The following is a 15,300-nucleotide window of genomic DNA, read 5'->3' as shown; positions in this document are numbered from 1 at the left end:
ATTTTATTAATACGGCTTAATGACTATACTATCTATCGGTTCTGCTGTTCCTTGCCAAAATGGTTAAAGTACCTTGTCCCACTGACAGCATTACAGCGAATTGATTTCAAGTACTGACAGATGAGATTTACCCCCCCACCAAAGGCTTGAAGCATAGCATTCTCAATCAGCGAACACAAATACTTTTTGCAGTTATTGGTTACTTGACTTTGTCCCGCTGCATTGAGAGCGTTATACAATCATGAATATTTTGAACTCTGTCCCAATTATTCAACTCTTGATTGATACGTTTTTCGTAATCAAGTGTAGTTACTGGTACTAGCATATTTCGGGCGAGAATGTGTTCGACATTGAACATCCAGTCAGTATTTCTAATCCACCTGCCATTAATCTTATTCTCTGGGTTGCCCATCACTTCGATGGTACAGCCATCCATAACAGCTTGGAAGAAGGCGGATCTGACGTTTTCTGCCTCGGAGTAAGATGGTTTTCCTTTTGCGTATTTTTCTAGTTTGGCAAAAATCGATATTACACCATCGCAGCTTGTAATAATATCAATGTCGCTAGTAGATTGCAGGCAATTTCTCAAATATAGATTACATCCGCCCGCAATAGCCCATGAATAGTTCAATCCATCTAATTGCCGAACTATTTGTTCAACCGTAGATATCATTGCCGTTTTCCCTCTTCAAACGAGTACTTTGACACATCTTTATTACCAGATTTTGCTCTCATTTTCCCGATCTTTCGCCAGAGTACCGATGACAGATGAGGTGCGTCGCGATTGATATCATTCAATTGCTCTCTGTATTTCTGAACCACCAGTCTAGCCTGTTCTATTGCTGAACCATCTGGGAAATCCGTTTTCCAATTCTTACATGCTCTCCAGAGAGTATGGTACCTCTTGGCTGCCTGCTCGTGACTAACAGCCTTATCCTTGAATCGAAAAACATGTTCAACAATTGTTAGTACGGACACAATAATAGCTAACACCGTAGGTGTTGCCCTTACTATTGCATTATCTTTGGGAAGAAAACCCTCGAATTGAGTGCTCAACAACCAAGCTGTTATGACTGTCAGTCCAAATGACTGGCAATAGTAAAGCATATTTGCTTTTTCATAGTAGTAGTCAGCAAGATCGAAGTGTGCACGCTTGGAATCATGACAATCAACTAAATGCCTCTCGAACTCATCTTCTATTTGTTGATATGACAAGCCAGTATTCATAAGATGTTCTACAGACAAACTATTTCGTATTTATATGCTATTCAGCACTGTTGTGTAACAATTGTTTAGATTGAGATTTCCATATGTCACACTAAATCGACACACTACACAAAAATATTTCCGTATATCACACCGTTTTGGGATGCTATACGGAAATATTTCTGCATACTACGCTTATATAGATGAATACACGGAAGATTTCAGCATATTTTCCACTTCACATTGAAAATACACCTTATGGCAAATCCGAAATTCAACTTTCGATAAGTAACACCAAGGTTACCGATACAGACGATCGAGCTTCAAAAACGTCTGTAGCAAAACATTCGTTCCCTGCGCACACTCTTCGGGTGACGTATATTCTTCTTCCGAATGGCTGATTCCCGCCCGACTCGGCACAAAAATCATGCCCATGTCAGTCATCCGCCCGACTTCTTGAGCATCATGCCCCGCGCGGCTTGGAAGCTGGATATTGGGCAGTTTGAGATCCCCGCAGATTTCCTCGATCGCGCTCATGATCCTCGGGTCTGCCAACGTCGGAAGAATGTGTAACGTCTGCCGCATCTCGATTTCTGTCAAGGTTGAATCCGCGATCGCTGCAATCCCAGACTTTAATTGTTCTACTAGCATCTCTAAATGCGATTGCGACAAATCTCGCAAATCAATTCTTAGATCCACCTCTCCTGGAACTGTATTCGTTGCATTCGGGGAAACGGTCAAATAGCCAACCGTTGCCACCTGATCACCCGGAGTCTCTGAAGCAATTTGATTCACGAGTAAAACAATCTGCGCGGCAGCAACTAAAGCATCTTTGCGGAGATGCATTGGAGTTGTGCCCGCATGATTTGGGCGACCTTTGATATTGACAGCAAAGCGGTACTGTCCAACAACACCGCTAACCACACCAATCGGAACCTGTGCATGTTCCAGCACACCACCCTGCTCGACATGCAATTCTACAAATGCAGCAATATCAGTGCGTTGAGCCGTTTCAATCCGTTCCCAATCTCCACCCACTTTTGCTAAACAGTCTTGAATCGGCGTACCATCTAATCGCACATAGTAATCTGGATCTTCATGGACTTCGCCAGACATCGCTTTACTACCAATCACCGATCGCTCTTCGTCGCTAAAAACAATTACCTCGATCGGATGATCCAGCCGAATCTTGTTCTCTTGCAATGTCCGAACGACTTCAATGCCTGCTAACACACCCAAACACCCATCGAACTTACCGCCGACCGGAACAGTATCAATGTGTGAACCCGTTGCTAAAGCAGGTGCATCGGCAATCTTACCTGCATATCGACCAATCACATTTCCCGCAGCATCAATCCGAGTCGTCATCCCTGCTGCTTCCATCCAAGCTTGAACGGTTTGACGAGCTAGTAAATCCGCATCTGTAAAAGCAAGCCGACAGACCCCACCATTTGCGAGTCTGCCAATATTAGCAAGGTCAGTAATACTTTGATTTAAACGAGCACAATTAATCGATAAAAGGGTCAAAGTCATGAGGTTACCTGTTGGATAAGACGAAAATAAGCAATCTGGGCAATTTCAGCGATCGCAGTTTGCATTTCTGCACTCTGAGAATGCTCTAAGCGCGTCACAAACGCTTCGAGAATGCTGTCCTTTGTATGATTCTTCACCGCAACGATGAAAGGAAAACCAAACTGAGCTTTATAGCGTTCATTTAACTGATGAAAGCGATCGTATTCTTCAGGGCTAAGCCGATCTAATCCCACTCCTGCCTGTTCTTTCACAGAAGCATCTGCCATTTTTGCTTTACTGCCTAAATCTGGATGGGCACAGATTAAAGCTAGCTGTTGTTCAGAGGTCATCGACTGCACGATCGAGATCATGGCTTGATGCAGATCCTCCACACTCTCGAACGGTCGCTGCTGCCAAGCTTGAGCCGCGATCGTCGGAGTCTGTTCAAAAATCTCGCCCAATGCATCGGTGAAGGCAGATTGTTCCATTTGATTGAGCGCTGAGAGTGAATAGGTCATTGCAAGGGACCTGTGAGAATCGTTTTTGCGATCGCATCGGTGACATCACTGGGCGATTCTTGCCGCAGTTGGTCATACCATTGAGCCGTCACTTCAGGATCTTTTCCGTGAATGACTTCTGCACGATTGCGCGCTTTTTTGACGATCGAGCGAGTTCGATCTTCTCTCGCTGCTTCATAGCGTTTCAACGCATCCTCAACGCTAATATTCGTTGTCAGTAAGAAATGGTTCAGCATGTAGACATCTTCGAGTGCCTGACAGCCACCTTGACCCAAATCGGGACAAGTCGCATGAGCCGCATCACCCAGTAAAGCTACTCGTCCGCGCACCATACGATCGACTGGACCAACATCTGAAATTTCTAAGCGATTGGTCTGCTCTGGATTGATTCGCTCGATCAACGTTTGAACGGGTTCAGCCCAACCTTTGAAATGCTCAGCCAGTTCAGAGCGAATTAATTCAGGCGGCGCACTCGTTCCGAGGGGTAAGGGCACATCAAAAAAGAAATACAAGCGATCTCCGCCCACAGGCATCAGGGAAGCGCGTTGATGATTGCCCACATAGATTGTCCAAGTATTCGCCGGAGTTAACGCTTCGTCGGCTGCGACTAATCCATTCCAATTCACATAGTCGCGATAAGTGGGATGCACTTCTCGATCGAGAACATATTGCCGCAAGCTCGATCGCACGCCATCTGCCGCAATCAACAAATCTCCGGTCGCTTTATGCCCATTCTCAAACTGCGCCGTCACTTGCTCTCCATGTTCCTCAACTGAGAGACAGCGATATCCCAAATTCACAGTTCCCGGAAATTTCTTTAACAGCATTGCCTGTAAATCGGCTCTGGCGACCGGATAAGGACGCTGCCCAACCTCTTCAATCAAAGGATGCAAATTAACATGATTCAGTACCTCTCCCGAAGTGCTGAGGTACTGCATAAAATCCATTTGCCCGCCGATTTCGGCAATGTCTTTCCCCATGCCAAATCGGTTCAGGACTTTCACCCCATTCGACCAGAGTGAGATGCCTGCTCCACGGGGACGCAGTTCTTGTGCCCGCTCGTATACTTCGACGGTGTGACCTGACTGCGAAAGCGCGATCGCGGCAGTCAGCCCACCGATTCCCGCCCCGATAATCACCACCTTTAGCCCATCCATACCGAACTTCCTCGCGAAATGATTATCCCGTACCTTGATTGTTACAGAATTTCAGAATACTGTATACAATCAAGCTTGCTTAAGAATAGCTTGTGATCTCATTGTGTGAATGACCACATGCTTGAAGCAAAATTATCAATTTAGTCGAGTCACCTCCGACACTGATAGGCTGAGCCATCAATCGGCTCTCACCCAGATGATAAGGGAATCTTGACAGCATGAAGAAAGGTAACAAACCTGTCTATTCTGCACTCTGATCCCGCCTTAGAGTTCTACAACATACACAAGGAGTAGTTAGTATCGTGACGAGCAATATGACCTCAAACAATCGACGTGTGTTCATTTGTGGTTCTGCCTTGCGGGGACAGCCAGACCATCAAAACCTACAAGATGCAGTCTTTATCGGTGCGACTGCCACTCAGCCGCGCTATCGGCTGCATGTCGCGGGTGACGATTGGCATCCTGCCATTCATGAGGTCGAATCAGGCGGCATTTCGATTCCAGGAGAAATTTACGAGATGACGCAAGCCCAATTTGAGTATTTAGAGGCGAATGAACCGCCGAATATGTATGCAACGGATGTGTATTTGGAGAATGGGGAAGTCGCGACGGCTTTCTTGTATCCGAAGGCACTGATCGATGAGCACAATTTGCCGGACATTTCTAATACGTATGGGGGTTGGGCGGCTTATAAGGCGAGAGAGGTGAAGGTTTAGAGAGGCGGGGAGTGGGGAGTGGGGAGATGAAGCAAAATTGTGGATTCAATTCTCAAATCTCCACTCTGCATTCTCCAATCCCCCTATCTCTCAATTCCCCTACTCCCCACTCCCCACCCTCTATCGAAAAAACCCATGACCCATCAGGCTTTAGAGAACCAATTATTTCTCACCCTCAACGGAGAACGAGTTTGCCTCAAGGGTGTTTCGCCATCGATGACTTTGCTGCAATATCTGCACCAGTCGCGGCGGACGGGGACGAAAGAAGGCTGTGGGGACGGTGATTGTGGGGCTTGTACAGTTGCGATCGTGGGTCGCAATCCTGATGGTCAGGCATGTTATCAAGCGGTCAATAGCTGCTTGATTCCGATAGGCGCGATCGCAGGTCGGGAGATTATCACAGTTGAAGGAATCGCTAACGGAAAGCTTCACCCCGTTCAAGCGGCAATGGTAGAAGCCGGAGGATCTCAATGTGGGTACTGTACACCTGGCTTCATCATGAGCCTGTTTTCTGCCTACTATGACGGTCGAGTGGATGATTTCTCAGTAGAAGGAAATCTTTGTCGCTGTACAGGTTACATTCCGATTCGCAAAGCGGCTCAGAATGTGACGAATGCTCCGCCTGCGGATCAATTCTCAGAACGATTAGAACAAGCTGCATTAGATCTCAGTTCAGTTGCCTATTCCAATCAAACGCAACAGTTCTATCGTCCCACTCAACTCTCAGAAGCATTAGAACTACTACAACAGTATCCAGAAGCAACTTTAGTTGCAGGCGGTACAGACTTAGGCTTGGAAATGAGCCATCATCGGCGATCGTTTCCGATTCTGATTTCGCTAGAAGGAATTCGAGAATTACAACACATTGAACAAGATAGTAACCGACTGACTATCGGTGCAGCCGTTCCTCTACATACAATTGAAACAACTCTGAAAGGAGTTTTTCCTAGCCTTGATGAAATGCTGCATTGGTTTGCGGCAAGGCAAGTTCGGAATCGAGCCACGATCGGCGGAAATATTGGCACTGCTTCACCGATTGGAGACTTACCTCCGGTTTTACTCGCTTTAGATGCAGAATTGACGATCGCGAATTTAGCCGAAACTCGAACGATTCCTTTATCTGACTTCTTCAAAGGCTATCGTCAAACGGATCTCAAACCCGGTGAAATCATTGTTTCTATTAGCATTCCGAAATCAATTCACGGAGTCAAACGCCTCAGCCAATCCTACAAGATTGGCAAACGCGGAACCGATGACATTAGCATTGTTGCTGCTGCTTTCGTAATTGATGTAGATCAAAACAACACCATTGTTCATGCTCGACTAGGATATGGGGGTGTCGCAGCAACTCCAATTCGAGCGATCGAGGTTGAAAATTTGCTGATCGGTCAGCCCTGGACGATCGAAACGATTCAACAAGTCAAACCCGTTTTACGAGAAAGCTTTACCCCTTTAACTGACTTCCGAGGAAGCGCTGCATATCGCAAGCTGTTGGTCGCGAACTTATTAGAAAAATTCTTTGTAGAAATGGAGGAGCTATCATGAGCGTCGGTAAACATAAGCCTCATGAGAGTGCAGAACTGCATGTGACCGGAAAAGCCATTTACACCGATGAGCAACGTCCTCCACTGGGAATGCTTTCGGTTTATCCAGTCATTGCTTCTCACGCAAAAGCAAAAATTCTCAGCATTGATACGTCTAAAGCTGCTGAAGTCGAAGGCTTTGTCACAGTGCTCACGGCTGAAGATGTTCCAGGTCGGAACAATACAGGCGTGATTGTTCAAGATGAAGTGCTATTTCCAACCGAGGAAATTAGCTATTGGGGACAAGCAGTGGTTTGGGCAGTGGGCGAAACTGAGGAAGCAGCACGCCTAGCAGCCTCGAAAGTAACAATCGACTATGAGCCACTTGAACCCATTTTGAGCATCAAAGATGCGATCGCTCATCAAAGCTTTCACTCAAAAGCAAATCCCGTCAAACGCGGCAATGTTCAAACCGCACTCGAAAACTCTGCTTTTACTTTGAGCAGCGAAGTGTCCATGAATGGACAAGATCACTTTTATCTGGAAACTCAAACTAGTTGGGTGATTCCTGATGGGGAAGGGAACTATCAAGTTTATTCTTCGACTCAGCATCCGACAGAAACTCAAGTCATTATCGGTCGAGTATTGAATCTCCCCTCGAATCAAATTACTGTGACTTGTATTCGTATGGGTGGAGCCTTTGGTGGGAAAGAATCTCAGGCGAATCCTTACGCTGCGATCGCGGCAATTGCCGCTCATAAAACAGGTCGTCCGGTGCGCGTGAAACTAAAGCGATCTCACGATATGACTTTAACTGGAAAGCGTCACGGCTTTCTCGGAACTTACCAAGTCGGGTTTAGTGAAACTGGAAAAATTACGGCATTAGATGTTGATCTCTATGCAGATGGAGGCTGGAGTTTAGATCTCTCTCCCCCTGTATTACTTCGAGCCATGCTGCATGTTGATAATGCCTACTACATTCCAGATGTTGAAGTTCGAGGTGCAATTGCTAAAACGAATAAAGTCTCAAACACTGCCTATCGAGGCTTTGGTGGGCCTCAAGGTATGATTGTGATTGAGGATATTGTCGATCGTATTGCTCGAACTCTGAATCTGCCACCTGAGCTTGTTCGTGAACGGAATTTTTACTATGGTTCGGATGAGACAAATACGACGCATTACGGACAAGAACTCTTTGATAATCGCCTCGATCGCATTTGGAGCGAAGTGCAAGCCAATGCGAATTTTGCAGAGCGAAAAATCGCGATCGCTGAATTCAACCAAGCTCATCGCTACAAAAAACGTGGCATTGCTATCACTCCTGTTAAGTTCGGAATTTCATTTAACAAGACCCAATACAACCAAGCAGGCGCACTCATTCACATCTATACCGATGGCAGTATTCAACTGAATCATGGCGGCACCGAAATGGGGCAAGGTTTACACACGAAAATGCTCCAAGTTGCCGCATCTTCGCTCGGGGTGAAGCTCGATCGCTTTCGCATGATGAATACCAGTACAGATAAAGTTCCAAACTCCTCTGCCACAGCCGCTTCTAGTGGTTCTGATCTCAATGGTCAAGCGATTAAAAATGCTTGTGAAACTTTAAAGGCTCGCCTTGCTAATGTGGCGATCCAACTGCTCGACCTAGACACGCCAGAAGATCTAGTCTTTGAAGATGATTGGATTTACTGTCGGAGCTATCCAAGTGCGAGAGTCAGCTTTGCAGAAGTGGTCGATCGAGCTTATAACGCTCGCGTTTCTCTTTCTGCAACAGGATACTATCGCACTCCCAACATTCATTGGAATCCCGAAACTTGTACAGGCAGACCGTTTTACTATTTTGCTTACGGGGCTGCGGTCAGCGAAGTAGAAGTCGATGGCTTTACTGGGACTTACAAGCTGCGTCAAGTTGATATTGTGCATGATGTGGGTGAATCGCTAAACCCACTTGTCGATCGTGGTCAAGTTGAAGGCGGATTCGTTCAAGGAATGGGCTGGCTAACGATGGAAGAGCTAGTCTGGGATGAGCAAGGACGACTTCGCACCGATGCGCCAAGTACTTATAAAATTCCAACGATTTGCGAGATTCCAGAAGCTTTTAATGTTCACTTGCTCAAACGTGCTGCTCAAGATGGAGTGATCTATGGCAGTAAAGCTGTAGGTGAGCCGCCGTTTATGTTAGCCATGTCCGTGAGAGAAGCCATTCGAGCCGCGATCGCTGCCTTTGGTCAGACCGATACGGTTTCCTTACCGTCACCTGCGACCCCTGAAACAGTCTTATGGGCGATCGAATCCGTGCGAACCCATTCAAGCCAAGAAATCACCGTCTCTTCTGAGGCGTAGAGTTAGAGGGGTTTGGTTGCCCTCGAACTTCTTCAATTTGACTCGCCGAAAAAATCAGCGTGAATTGCCGTCCCATTTCTCGCTGAATAAACTGTTCCAATAACTGCACCTGATTCGGTGTGATTTCTCCTCTTGAGCGCACACTCAAATACACTTCGGGCGGTGTCGTCAACCAATTCGTTTGAATATTGAGCAGTTCCATGCGTTGAAACGTGACCGTGCGATTGAGTAACGCCCGTTCAAGACTCATTTCGAGCTGTGCTTGACGTACCAATCGTGCAAAGCTCACTCCCAAAGGAAGCAGCAAAACAGAGGTCAGCACCAGCATCCAAATCAGAGCTTTCCGAGCACGTTTGAATGGAGCATATCCAATCAGCAAGAACGTTAGCGCACAAGAGAGCGCAATGCCCAGGAGATTAGTCAAATAGAGCAGAGTTGCGCCGAGACTCAGAGAACTATTCGTCTGCGCAAGTCCTAACCCAATCGTACACACCGGAGGCATTAGTGCAACGGCGATCGCGGTTCCTGCCAGAGTTCCAGAAATTCTCGGTTCTGCCTTAGCGTAGGCACTAATTGCCCCGGCGACCACGGCGACCCCCAAATCTAAAAGGGTCGGTCGCGATCGAGCAAGCACTTCACTTCCATAGCTCGGTAATCCAACCATCAGTCCTAGCAGCAAAGACATCAGCAAGGCTAAAAGCGTCCCGACAATCACTGCGATCGCACCCTTGCGAAATAGCTCTAAGTCTCCTGACAAAGCACCAAAAGCAATTCCGCGAATCGGTAACATCAAGGGAGCAATAATCATCGCGCCAATAATCACAGCCGCACTGTTTGAAAGCAACCCAAAAGTCGCGATCGCGCAGGAACCCATGATCAGAATGAGGTAATGCAGACTGAGTGTTGATTCGTCGAGCAATTCTGTCTGCACTTGCTGAATCCGATTCGGATGTCCTTTTTTCTTTCTAAACCTGGAGAAGCGATTGCGAATGTTCATGATCACGAGCTGATTCCTCCACTAAACAATCGAGCAGCACCAATGCACTCCCAAATTGATAAATTGATTTGAGGAGACAAATTTCCACCGCCTTCGGTTGGTCAAGCTGTTTTCCCAACTCCTTGTTCAAAAGTAGCAAGAGATCCCCCTACATTCCGCTTTCCTCTCAAACAAAGAGGAATTAAGGAAGAGTGAGATCTCTCGCAACTACAAATTCAGTACGATCGACAACTTGTGCTAAAACTTCGCCGTAATCCGCTTCATTGCCTCAATCACATTCTCGCGACTGTTAAACGCTGAGATGCGGAAATAGCCTTCACCTGCCGCCCCAAAACCTGAACCGGGAGTTCCAACCACATTACATACATCCAGCAACTTATCGAAGAAATCCCAACTTGATAATCCATTCGGAGTCTTCACCCACACATAAGGCGCATTCACTCCACCATACACAGACAGACCTGCTGCCGTGAGTTGTTCCCGAATGATCTTGGCATTTTCTAAGTAGAAGTTGACTAAGGTCTTCGTCTGGGCTTGACCAGCTTCCGAGTAAACCGCTTCTGCACCGCGCTGAACAATGTAAGACACGCCGTTGAATTTAGTCGATTGCCGACGATTCCACAGTTTCCACAATTCGACATCTGAGCCATCAGCTGCTTTTGCCGTCAAAGTTTTGGGCACCACGGTAAACGCGCATCGGGTTCCGGTAAAGCCTGCATTTTTCGAGAACGATCGAAATTCGATCGCACAATCACGCGCGCCTTCAATTTCATAAATCGATCGCGGCAGACTCTCATCGGTTACGAAGGCTTCATAAGCCGCATCAAAGAAAATGATCGTGCCATTTGCCTTTGCATAATCCACCCAAGCTTTCAGATACTCTTTTGTCGCTGTTGCACCCGTTGGATTATTCGGAAAGCAGAGATAGACTAAATCCACTTTCTGAGACGGAATCTCAGCCGTGAAGTTATTCTCAGCCGAAATCGGCAAATAAACGAGTCCAGCATACTCGCCTTTCTCATTCGCGTCTCCGGTATTCCCTGCCATCACATTCGTATCGACGTACACAGGGTAAACCGGATCAGTGACCGCGATCGTATTGCCTTTTCCAAAAATTTCCAGAATATTGCCCGTATCGCACTTCGATCCATCCGATACGAAAATCTCAGACGCATCAATCTCACAACCCCGCGCCTGAAAATCGTGTTTCGCAATTTTCTCTCTGAGCCATTCATATCCCTGCTCAGGTCCATAGCCTTTGAAGAGACCACGATCGCCCATATCTTCCACCGCTTGAATCATGGCGGTTCGACAGGCTTCCGGTAAAGGCTCAGTCACATCTCCAATGCCTAAGCGAATAATTGGAGCATCCGGATTCGCCTGAGCGAAAGCATTGACCCGGCGGGCAATTTCGGGGAACAGATAGCCTGCTTTCAGCTTCAAATAATTGTCGTTAACGGTGGCCATGTCGATTAAGTTAAATCAGGTTCAGCCCACTATTATCGTTGATTGTTCGCTTAAATCTCCGGAGCGTATCAAATCGCACTTGAAATCTCTGAAGGAGACTTGTCGGAGAACTCCGTAGTCGCAAAGTTTCTGTTACAGTAATTTCGATCCATTGAATTCGTCTTGACCTTATGGCAAACCTTTCCGTCTCTGCCAGTTCTTGGGTAAATAAAGCGCGATCGCAACGGTCTTTCCGAGCGGTGATCTTGTTTATGCTTGCCAGTGGTTTGATGAGTATCTGTGGCTTCCGGTTAGCATATTTACAACTGGTCGAAGGCAGCCGCAACCGTCAACTGGCTGACCAGAACCGAATTCGATCCATTTCGATCGTGGCAGATCGGGGAAATTTAATCGATCGCAAAGGTACGCCGATCGTCGTGAATCGACTTTCACGATCGGTCTATCTCTATCCACGCGAGCAAACCAAAGAGCAATGGCAGGTTTCGGCTGAGAAAATTAGCCAACTTTTAGAGATTCCCAAAGAAGAAATTCTTAAAAAACTAGAAGCGGTTCAATATAAATCAGTGGCTCCGGTCAGAATTTTGCGCGGCATTGACGAGAAGAAATACACCGCAATTAACGAAATCGGGCAGATTCGCGGCTTAGAAGTGCAAGCTGAATCAACTCGACAATATCCGTTTGGCAGCCTAGCAGCCCATGTTTTAGGGTACATCGGTGAAGCAACCGCAGAAGATCTCAAAGCGCATCCTGAATTTCCCAATGGCATGTTAGTCGGACAAATGGGAATTGAGCGCATTCAGGATGCAGTACTCCGTGGAACCTGGGGAAATCGCCTCATCGAAGTCGATTCGACTGGCAGAGAGCTAAAAATGCTAGGAACTCAGCAGCCTGTGGCAGGACAGCCGTTACAACTCACGTTAGATGTAAAACTTCAACAAGCCGCAGAACGAGCATTAGGCGGTCGGCGCGGCGCGGTCGTGGTTCTCGATGTCAAAACAGGAAGCGTGTTGACAATGGCCAGCGGACCAACGTTTGACCCCAACATGTTTACGCGCAAAATTAGCCAGAAAGCTTGGGATGAATTGCAAAAGAAAGAGCATCCTTTCTTAAATCGTGCCCTGCAAGGCTATCCACCCGGTAGTACCTTCAAAATTGTCACGGCAATGGCAGCCATGAAATCCGGTAAGTTCAATGCAACTTCGATGCTGCCGACCTACAGCGCTATGAACATTGGCGGCACACTGTTCCACGAGCACGGCGATGCAAGCTATGGCACAATCGGGTTTAAGGATGCCCTAGCAGTCAGTAGTAATTCATTCTTCTACCAACTCGGCATGTCAATTGGACCTGAAGCGATCGCGCAGTGGGGTGGTAAATTTGGCGTGGGCACGACTTCGACGATGGGTTTAGATGGGGCAAGTCATGGCATGATTCCGACCCCAAAGGAGAAGGAAAAGGTTTTTAACGAGCAGTGGTATGTCGGGGATACAGTCAGTACCTCGATCGGGCAAGGCATGGTGCAGATGACCCCACTCGAGATGGCAGTCATGGTGTCAACGGTGGCAAATGGGGGCAAGCGCATCAAGCCGCACTTATTTGCCCATCAGACTTATCAGCCGAATATGCAACCTGAATCGCTCGCATTTGACCCTGCTGCTTTGAAAGTGCTGCAAGAGGGATTAATTGCGGTTGTGCAAGCTGGAACGGCTCAGAGCTTGAATGATGGCTCGATTCCACTCACGGCAGGGAAGACTGGAACGGCAGAAGTGCAGGGGCAAGAAGATAACTCGATGTATGTCGGCTATGGTCCAGCGAATAATCCGCAGATCGCAGTTGCCGTAGTGGTTGAAAATGGGGGGTATGGTGCGACTGCCGCAGTTCCCATTGCCCATGAAATCTATAAAGCGTTCTTCGGTGTGACGAAACCCAAAGCCGAATAAACTCAAATTCACGATCGCTTGGTAGGATCAATCAGTCGATTTGCTGATTGATCCTGTGACCTATATTCCCCTGCATCATAAATACCGTCCCCAAACGTTCTCGCAACTTGTGGGTCAAGAAGCGATCGCGACAACGCTCTCGAATGCGCTGCTGCAAAATCGGATTGCCCCCGCCTATCTCTTCACTGGCGCACGCGGTACGGGCAAAACCTCTAGCGCCCGAATCTTTGCAAAATCCCTCAATTGCATGGCAACGAATGCTCCAACTGATCAACCTTGTGGCGTTTGTCAAACCTGCCAAGAGATCACAAAAGGGAATGCTTTAGATGTTATTGAAATTGATGCTGCGAGTAATACCGGAGTTGATAATATAAGAGAGATTATTGAACGTGCTCAATTCGCTCCAGTGCAATGTCGATACAAAGCTTATGTAATCGACGAGGTTCATATGTTAAGTAACGCAGCGTTCAACTCTTTGTTGAAAACTTTAGAAGAACCTCCGGAACAAGTTGTTTTCATTTTAGCGACCACTGATCCGCAACGTGTATTACCGACGATCATCTCTCGCTGTCAGCGGTTTGACTTTCGACGGATTCCGCTCGACAGCATGGTTAAACATCTCAAAACCATTGCGCAAAAAGAACAAATCGCGATCGCAGAGGATGCAATTTATCTAATCTCACAAATCTCGCAAGGGGGCTTACGCGATGCCGAAAGTTTGCTCGATCAATTGAGTCTCTTATCGGGCGATATTACTGTTGAGCGAGTGTGGGATCTCGTCGGTGCTGTGCCAGAGCGCGATTTGATGGCACTGATTGCAGCGATCGCGCAAAATCAGCCTGAAACTGTGCTGGATACGACCCGGAGATTGATGGATCGCGGACGAGAACCACTAATCGTGCTACAAAACCTAGCAGGCTTTTATCGCGATCTGCTCATTGCAAAAACGGCTCCGAGTCGTGGAGATTTAGTCGCAATGACTGCACCAACTTGGGCGCAATTGTGCGAATTTGCTAAATCGATGTCGATCACAACGATTCTTGCTGGACAACAACGCCTTAAAGAAAGCGAAGTTCAACTGAGAAACTCAACTCAGCCGCGTCTTTGGTTAGAAGTAACCCTAATGGGACTCTTGTCTTCATCGACCAGCACCGTTTCAAGCCAACCGATTACTCCACCTATAAAAGCAAGCGTTTCCAAACCGATTGCAAACCCTAGCATTTCCAAGCCGATCGCAGAACCGATTGCAGAACCGATTGAACCTGTTCAACCTGTTGTAGAACCAGAGCCAGAGCCTGTACAGGCAGTGCAACCTCGTGAACCTGAAAGTGCTGATGGGGATCTCGATCGCTTATGGCAAACGATCATCAGCAAAGTTCAACCCTTTGGAACCCAGGCACTCTTCAAGCAGCATGGCACGCTTCTCTCATACAATGGCGATGCGATTCAAATCGGCATTCCTGAAAAGCTGTTACCGATGGCACAGAGCCGATCAAAGAGCATCTTAGCCGCATTAACGAAGACCTTTGAAAAAGAGATCAAGCTCAGCTTAGTCATTGCCCCTACTTTGGATACACCGACTGCTCCACTTCCTGAATCAAAAGTTGAGGAACCGCCTAAACCGACTGTATCTAAACCGACTTCACCTAGCCCTGCTCCACCGCAGCCCATTGTTGAAGCCCCGATAGAAGAGCCTCCTCAAGATGTTCCTCTGTCTAGGGCAGATTGGGATGAAGACGAAGTGACTCGTGCAGCAAGAATCCTAGCAGAAGCATTTAATGGTGAATTGATCGATGCCGAAGAGCCAGAACTGGAGGTGCTTGAAACAGCAGAGCAATCCCTCGCTGCGGACGCTGCACCCTTAGAAGAGGTCGAAGAAGAGGACGATGATGATACTCCGTTCTAAAATTTCCCCAAC

12 protein-coding genes are annotated in these 15,300 nt (G+C 47.3%); 5 read left to right on the top strand and 7 right to left on the bottom strand.

Annotation, left to right across the window (positions count from 1 at the left end; genetic code table 11):
- Positions 1 to 199: 199 nt before the first annotated feature.
- From J0L70_RS17445 to hpxO, 5 genes are all read right to left on the bottom strand, one after another.
- Positions 200 to 673: a nucleotidyltransferase domain-containing protein gene (locus tag J0L70_RS17445; protein WP_287455368.1), complete on the bottom strand. Its 474-nt coding sequence runs from the start codon at positions 671 to 673 to the stop codon at positions 200 to 202.
- Positions 670 to 1,227: an SLATT domain-containing protein gene (locus J0L70_RS17440; RefSeq protein WP_287455367.1), complete on the bottom strand. Its 558-nt coding sequence runs from the start codon at positions 1,225 to 1,227 to the stop codon at positions 670 to 672. Before J0L70_RS17440 ends, J0L70_RS17445 begins: the two co-directional genes overlap by 4 nt.
- Positions 1,228 to 1,506: 279 nt before the next feature.
- Positions 1,507 to 2,739: a Zn-dependent hydrolase gene (locus tag J0L70_RS17435; protein WP_287455366.1), complete on the bottom strand. Its 1,233-nt coding sequence runs from the start codon at positions 2,737 to 2,739 to the stop codon at positions 1,507 to 1,509.
- Complete coding sequence (gene uraD / locus J0L70_RS17430) at positions 2,736 to 3,236, bottom strand: 2-oxo-4-hydroxy-4-carboxy-5-ureidoimidazoline decarboxylase (RefSeq protein WP_268241903.1); 501 nt, start codon at positions 3,234 to 3,236, stop codon at positions 2,736 to 2,738. Before uraD ends, J0L70_RS17435 begins: the two co-directional genes overlap by 4 nt.
- A complete protein-coding gene (hpxO, locus tag J0L70_RS17425; protein WP_017287003.1) occupies positions 3,233 to 4,393 on the bottom strand; it encodes an FAD-dependent urate hydroxylase HpxO in 1,161 nt (386 codons plus the stop codon). The genes uraD and hpxO overlap by 4 nt, the downstream gene beginning before the upstream one ends.
- Before the next feature lie 314 nt (positions 4,394 to 4,707).
- Here hpxO and J0L70_RS17420 point away from each other — a divergent pair, with 314 nt between their 5' ends.
- The 3 genes from J0L70_RS17420 to xdhB all read left to right on the top strand — a co-directional run bounded on the left by J0L70_RS17420 (position 4,708) and on the right by xdhB (position 8,978).
- Positions 4,708 to 5,109: a gamma-glutamylcyclotransferase family protein gene (locus J0L70_RS17420; protein ID WP_017287004.1), complete on the top strand. Its 402-nt coding sequence runs from the start codon at positions 4,708 to 4,710 to the stop codon at positions 5,107 to 5,109.
- Positions 5,110 to 5,244: 135 nt separating this feature from the next.
- Positions 5,245 to 6,654, top strand: coding sequence for a xanthine dehydrogenase small subunit (xdhA, locus tag J0L70_RS17415; RefSeq protein WP_287455365.1), 1,410 nt, complete (start codon positions 5,245 to 5,247; stop codon positions 6,652 to 6,654).
- Positions 6,651 to 8,978, top strand: coding sequence for a xanthine dehydrogenase molybdopterin binding subunit (gene xdhB, locus J0L70_RS17410; protein WP_287455364.1), 2,328 nt, complete (start codon positions 6,651 to 6,653; stop codon positions 8,976 to 8,978). The genes xdhA and xdhB overlap by 4 nt, the downstream gene beginning before the upstream one ends.
- Here the strand turns inward: xdhB and J0L70_RS17405 are convergent.
- Both J0L70_RS17405 and J0L70_RS17400 read right to left on the bottom strand, forming a co-directional pair.
- The gene (locus J0L70_RS17405; protein WP_287455428.1) at positions 8,956 to 9,975 is read right to left on the bottom strand and encodes a DUF389 domain-containing protein; all 1,020 of its coding nucleotides are present in this window, start codon (positions 9,973 to 9,975) and stop codon (positions 8,956 to 8,958) included. The genes xdhB and J0L70_RS17405 overlap by 23 nt on opposite strands.
- 237 nt (positions 9,976 to 10,212) lie before the next feature.
- Positions 10,213 to 11,442, bottom strand: coding sequence for an LL-diaminopimelate aminotransferase (locus J0L70_RS17400; RefSeq protein ID WP_017287009.1), 1,230 nt, complete (start codon positions 11,440 to 11,442; stop codon positions 10,213 to 10,215).
- A 170-nt stretch (positions 11,443 to 11,612) separates the two neighbouring features.
- Here J0L70_RS17400 and mrdA point away from each other — a divergent pair, with 170 nt between their 5' ends.
- Positions 11,613 to 13,382 carry a penicillin-binding protein 2 gene (gene mrdA / locus J0L70_RS17395; RefSeq protein ID WP_017287010.1) on the top strand — a complete coding sequence of 590 codons (1,770 nt, stop codon included), beginning with the start codon at positions 11,613 to 11,615 and terminating at the stop codon, positions 13,380 to 13,382.
- A gap of 55 nt (positions 13,383 to 13,437) precedes the next feature.
- Positions 13,438 to 15,288: a DNA polymerase III subunit gamma/tau gene (locus J0L70_RS17390; RefSeq protein WP_287455363.1), complete on the top strand. Its 1,851-nt coding sequence runs from the start codon at positions 13,438 to 13,440 to the stop codon at positions 15,286 to 15,288.
- Positions 15,289 to 15,300 lie beyond the last annotated feature (12 nt).

Origin of the sequence: Leptolyngbya sp. UWPOB_LEPTO1 (genome assembly GCF_017302695.1) — a bacterium.
Classification (GTDB): Bacteria; Cyanobacteriota; Cyanobacteriia; order Leptolyngbyales; family Leptolyngbyaceae; genus Leptolyngbya; species Leptolyngbya boryana.
The sequence above is the reverse complement of the archived record's forward strand: the minus strand, read 5'-3'. Positions and strand labels throughout refer to the sequence as shown.

Coding starts and splice junctions, on each gene's coding strand:
- J0L70_RS17445 (WP_287455368.1), bottom strand. CDS start 673: ATGATATCTACGGTTGAACAAATAGTTCGGCAATTAGATGGATTGAAC.
- J0L70_RS17440 (WP_287455367.1), bottom strand. CDS start 1,227: ATGAATACTGGCTTGTCATATCAACAAATAGAAGATGAGTTCGAGAGG.
- J0L70_RS17435 (WP_287455366.1), bottom strand. CDS start 2,739: ATGACTTTGACCCTTTTATCGATTAATTGTGCTCGTTTAAATCAAAGT.
- uraD (WP_268241903.1), bottom strand. CDS start 3,236: ATGACCTATTCACTCTCAGCGCTCAATCAAATGGAACAATCTGCCTTC.
- hpxO (WP_017287003.1), bottom strand. CDS start 4,393: ATGGATGGGCTAAAGGTGGTGATTATCGGGGCGGGAATCGGTGGGCTG.
- J0L70_RS17420 (WP_017287004.1), top strand. CDS start 4,708: ATGACCTCAAACAATCGACGTGTGTTCATTTGTGGTTCTGCCTTGCGG.
- xdhA (WP_287455365.1), top strand. CDS start 5,245: ATGACCCATCAGGCTTTAGAGAACCAATTATTTCTCACCCTCAACGGA.
- xdhB (WP_287455364.1), top strand. CDS start 6,651: ATGAGCGTCGGTAAACATAAGCCTCATGAGAGTGCAGAACTGCATGTG.
- J0L70_RS17405 (WP_287455428.1), bottom strand. CDS start 9,975: ATGAACATTCGCAATCGCTTCTCCAGGTTTAGAAAGAAAAAAGGACAT.
- J0L70_RS17400 (WP_017287009.1), bottom strand. CDS start 11,442: ATGGCCACCGTTAACGACAATTATTTGAAGCTGAAAGCAGGCTATCTG.
- mrdA (WP_017287010.1), top strand. CDS start 11,613: ATGGCAAACCTTTCCGTCTCTGCCAGTTCTTGGGTAAATAAAGCGCGA.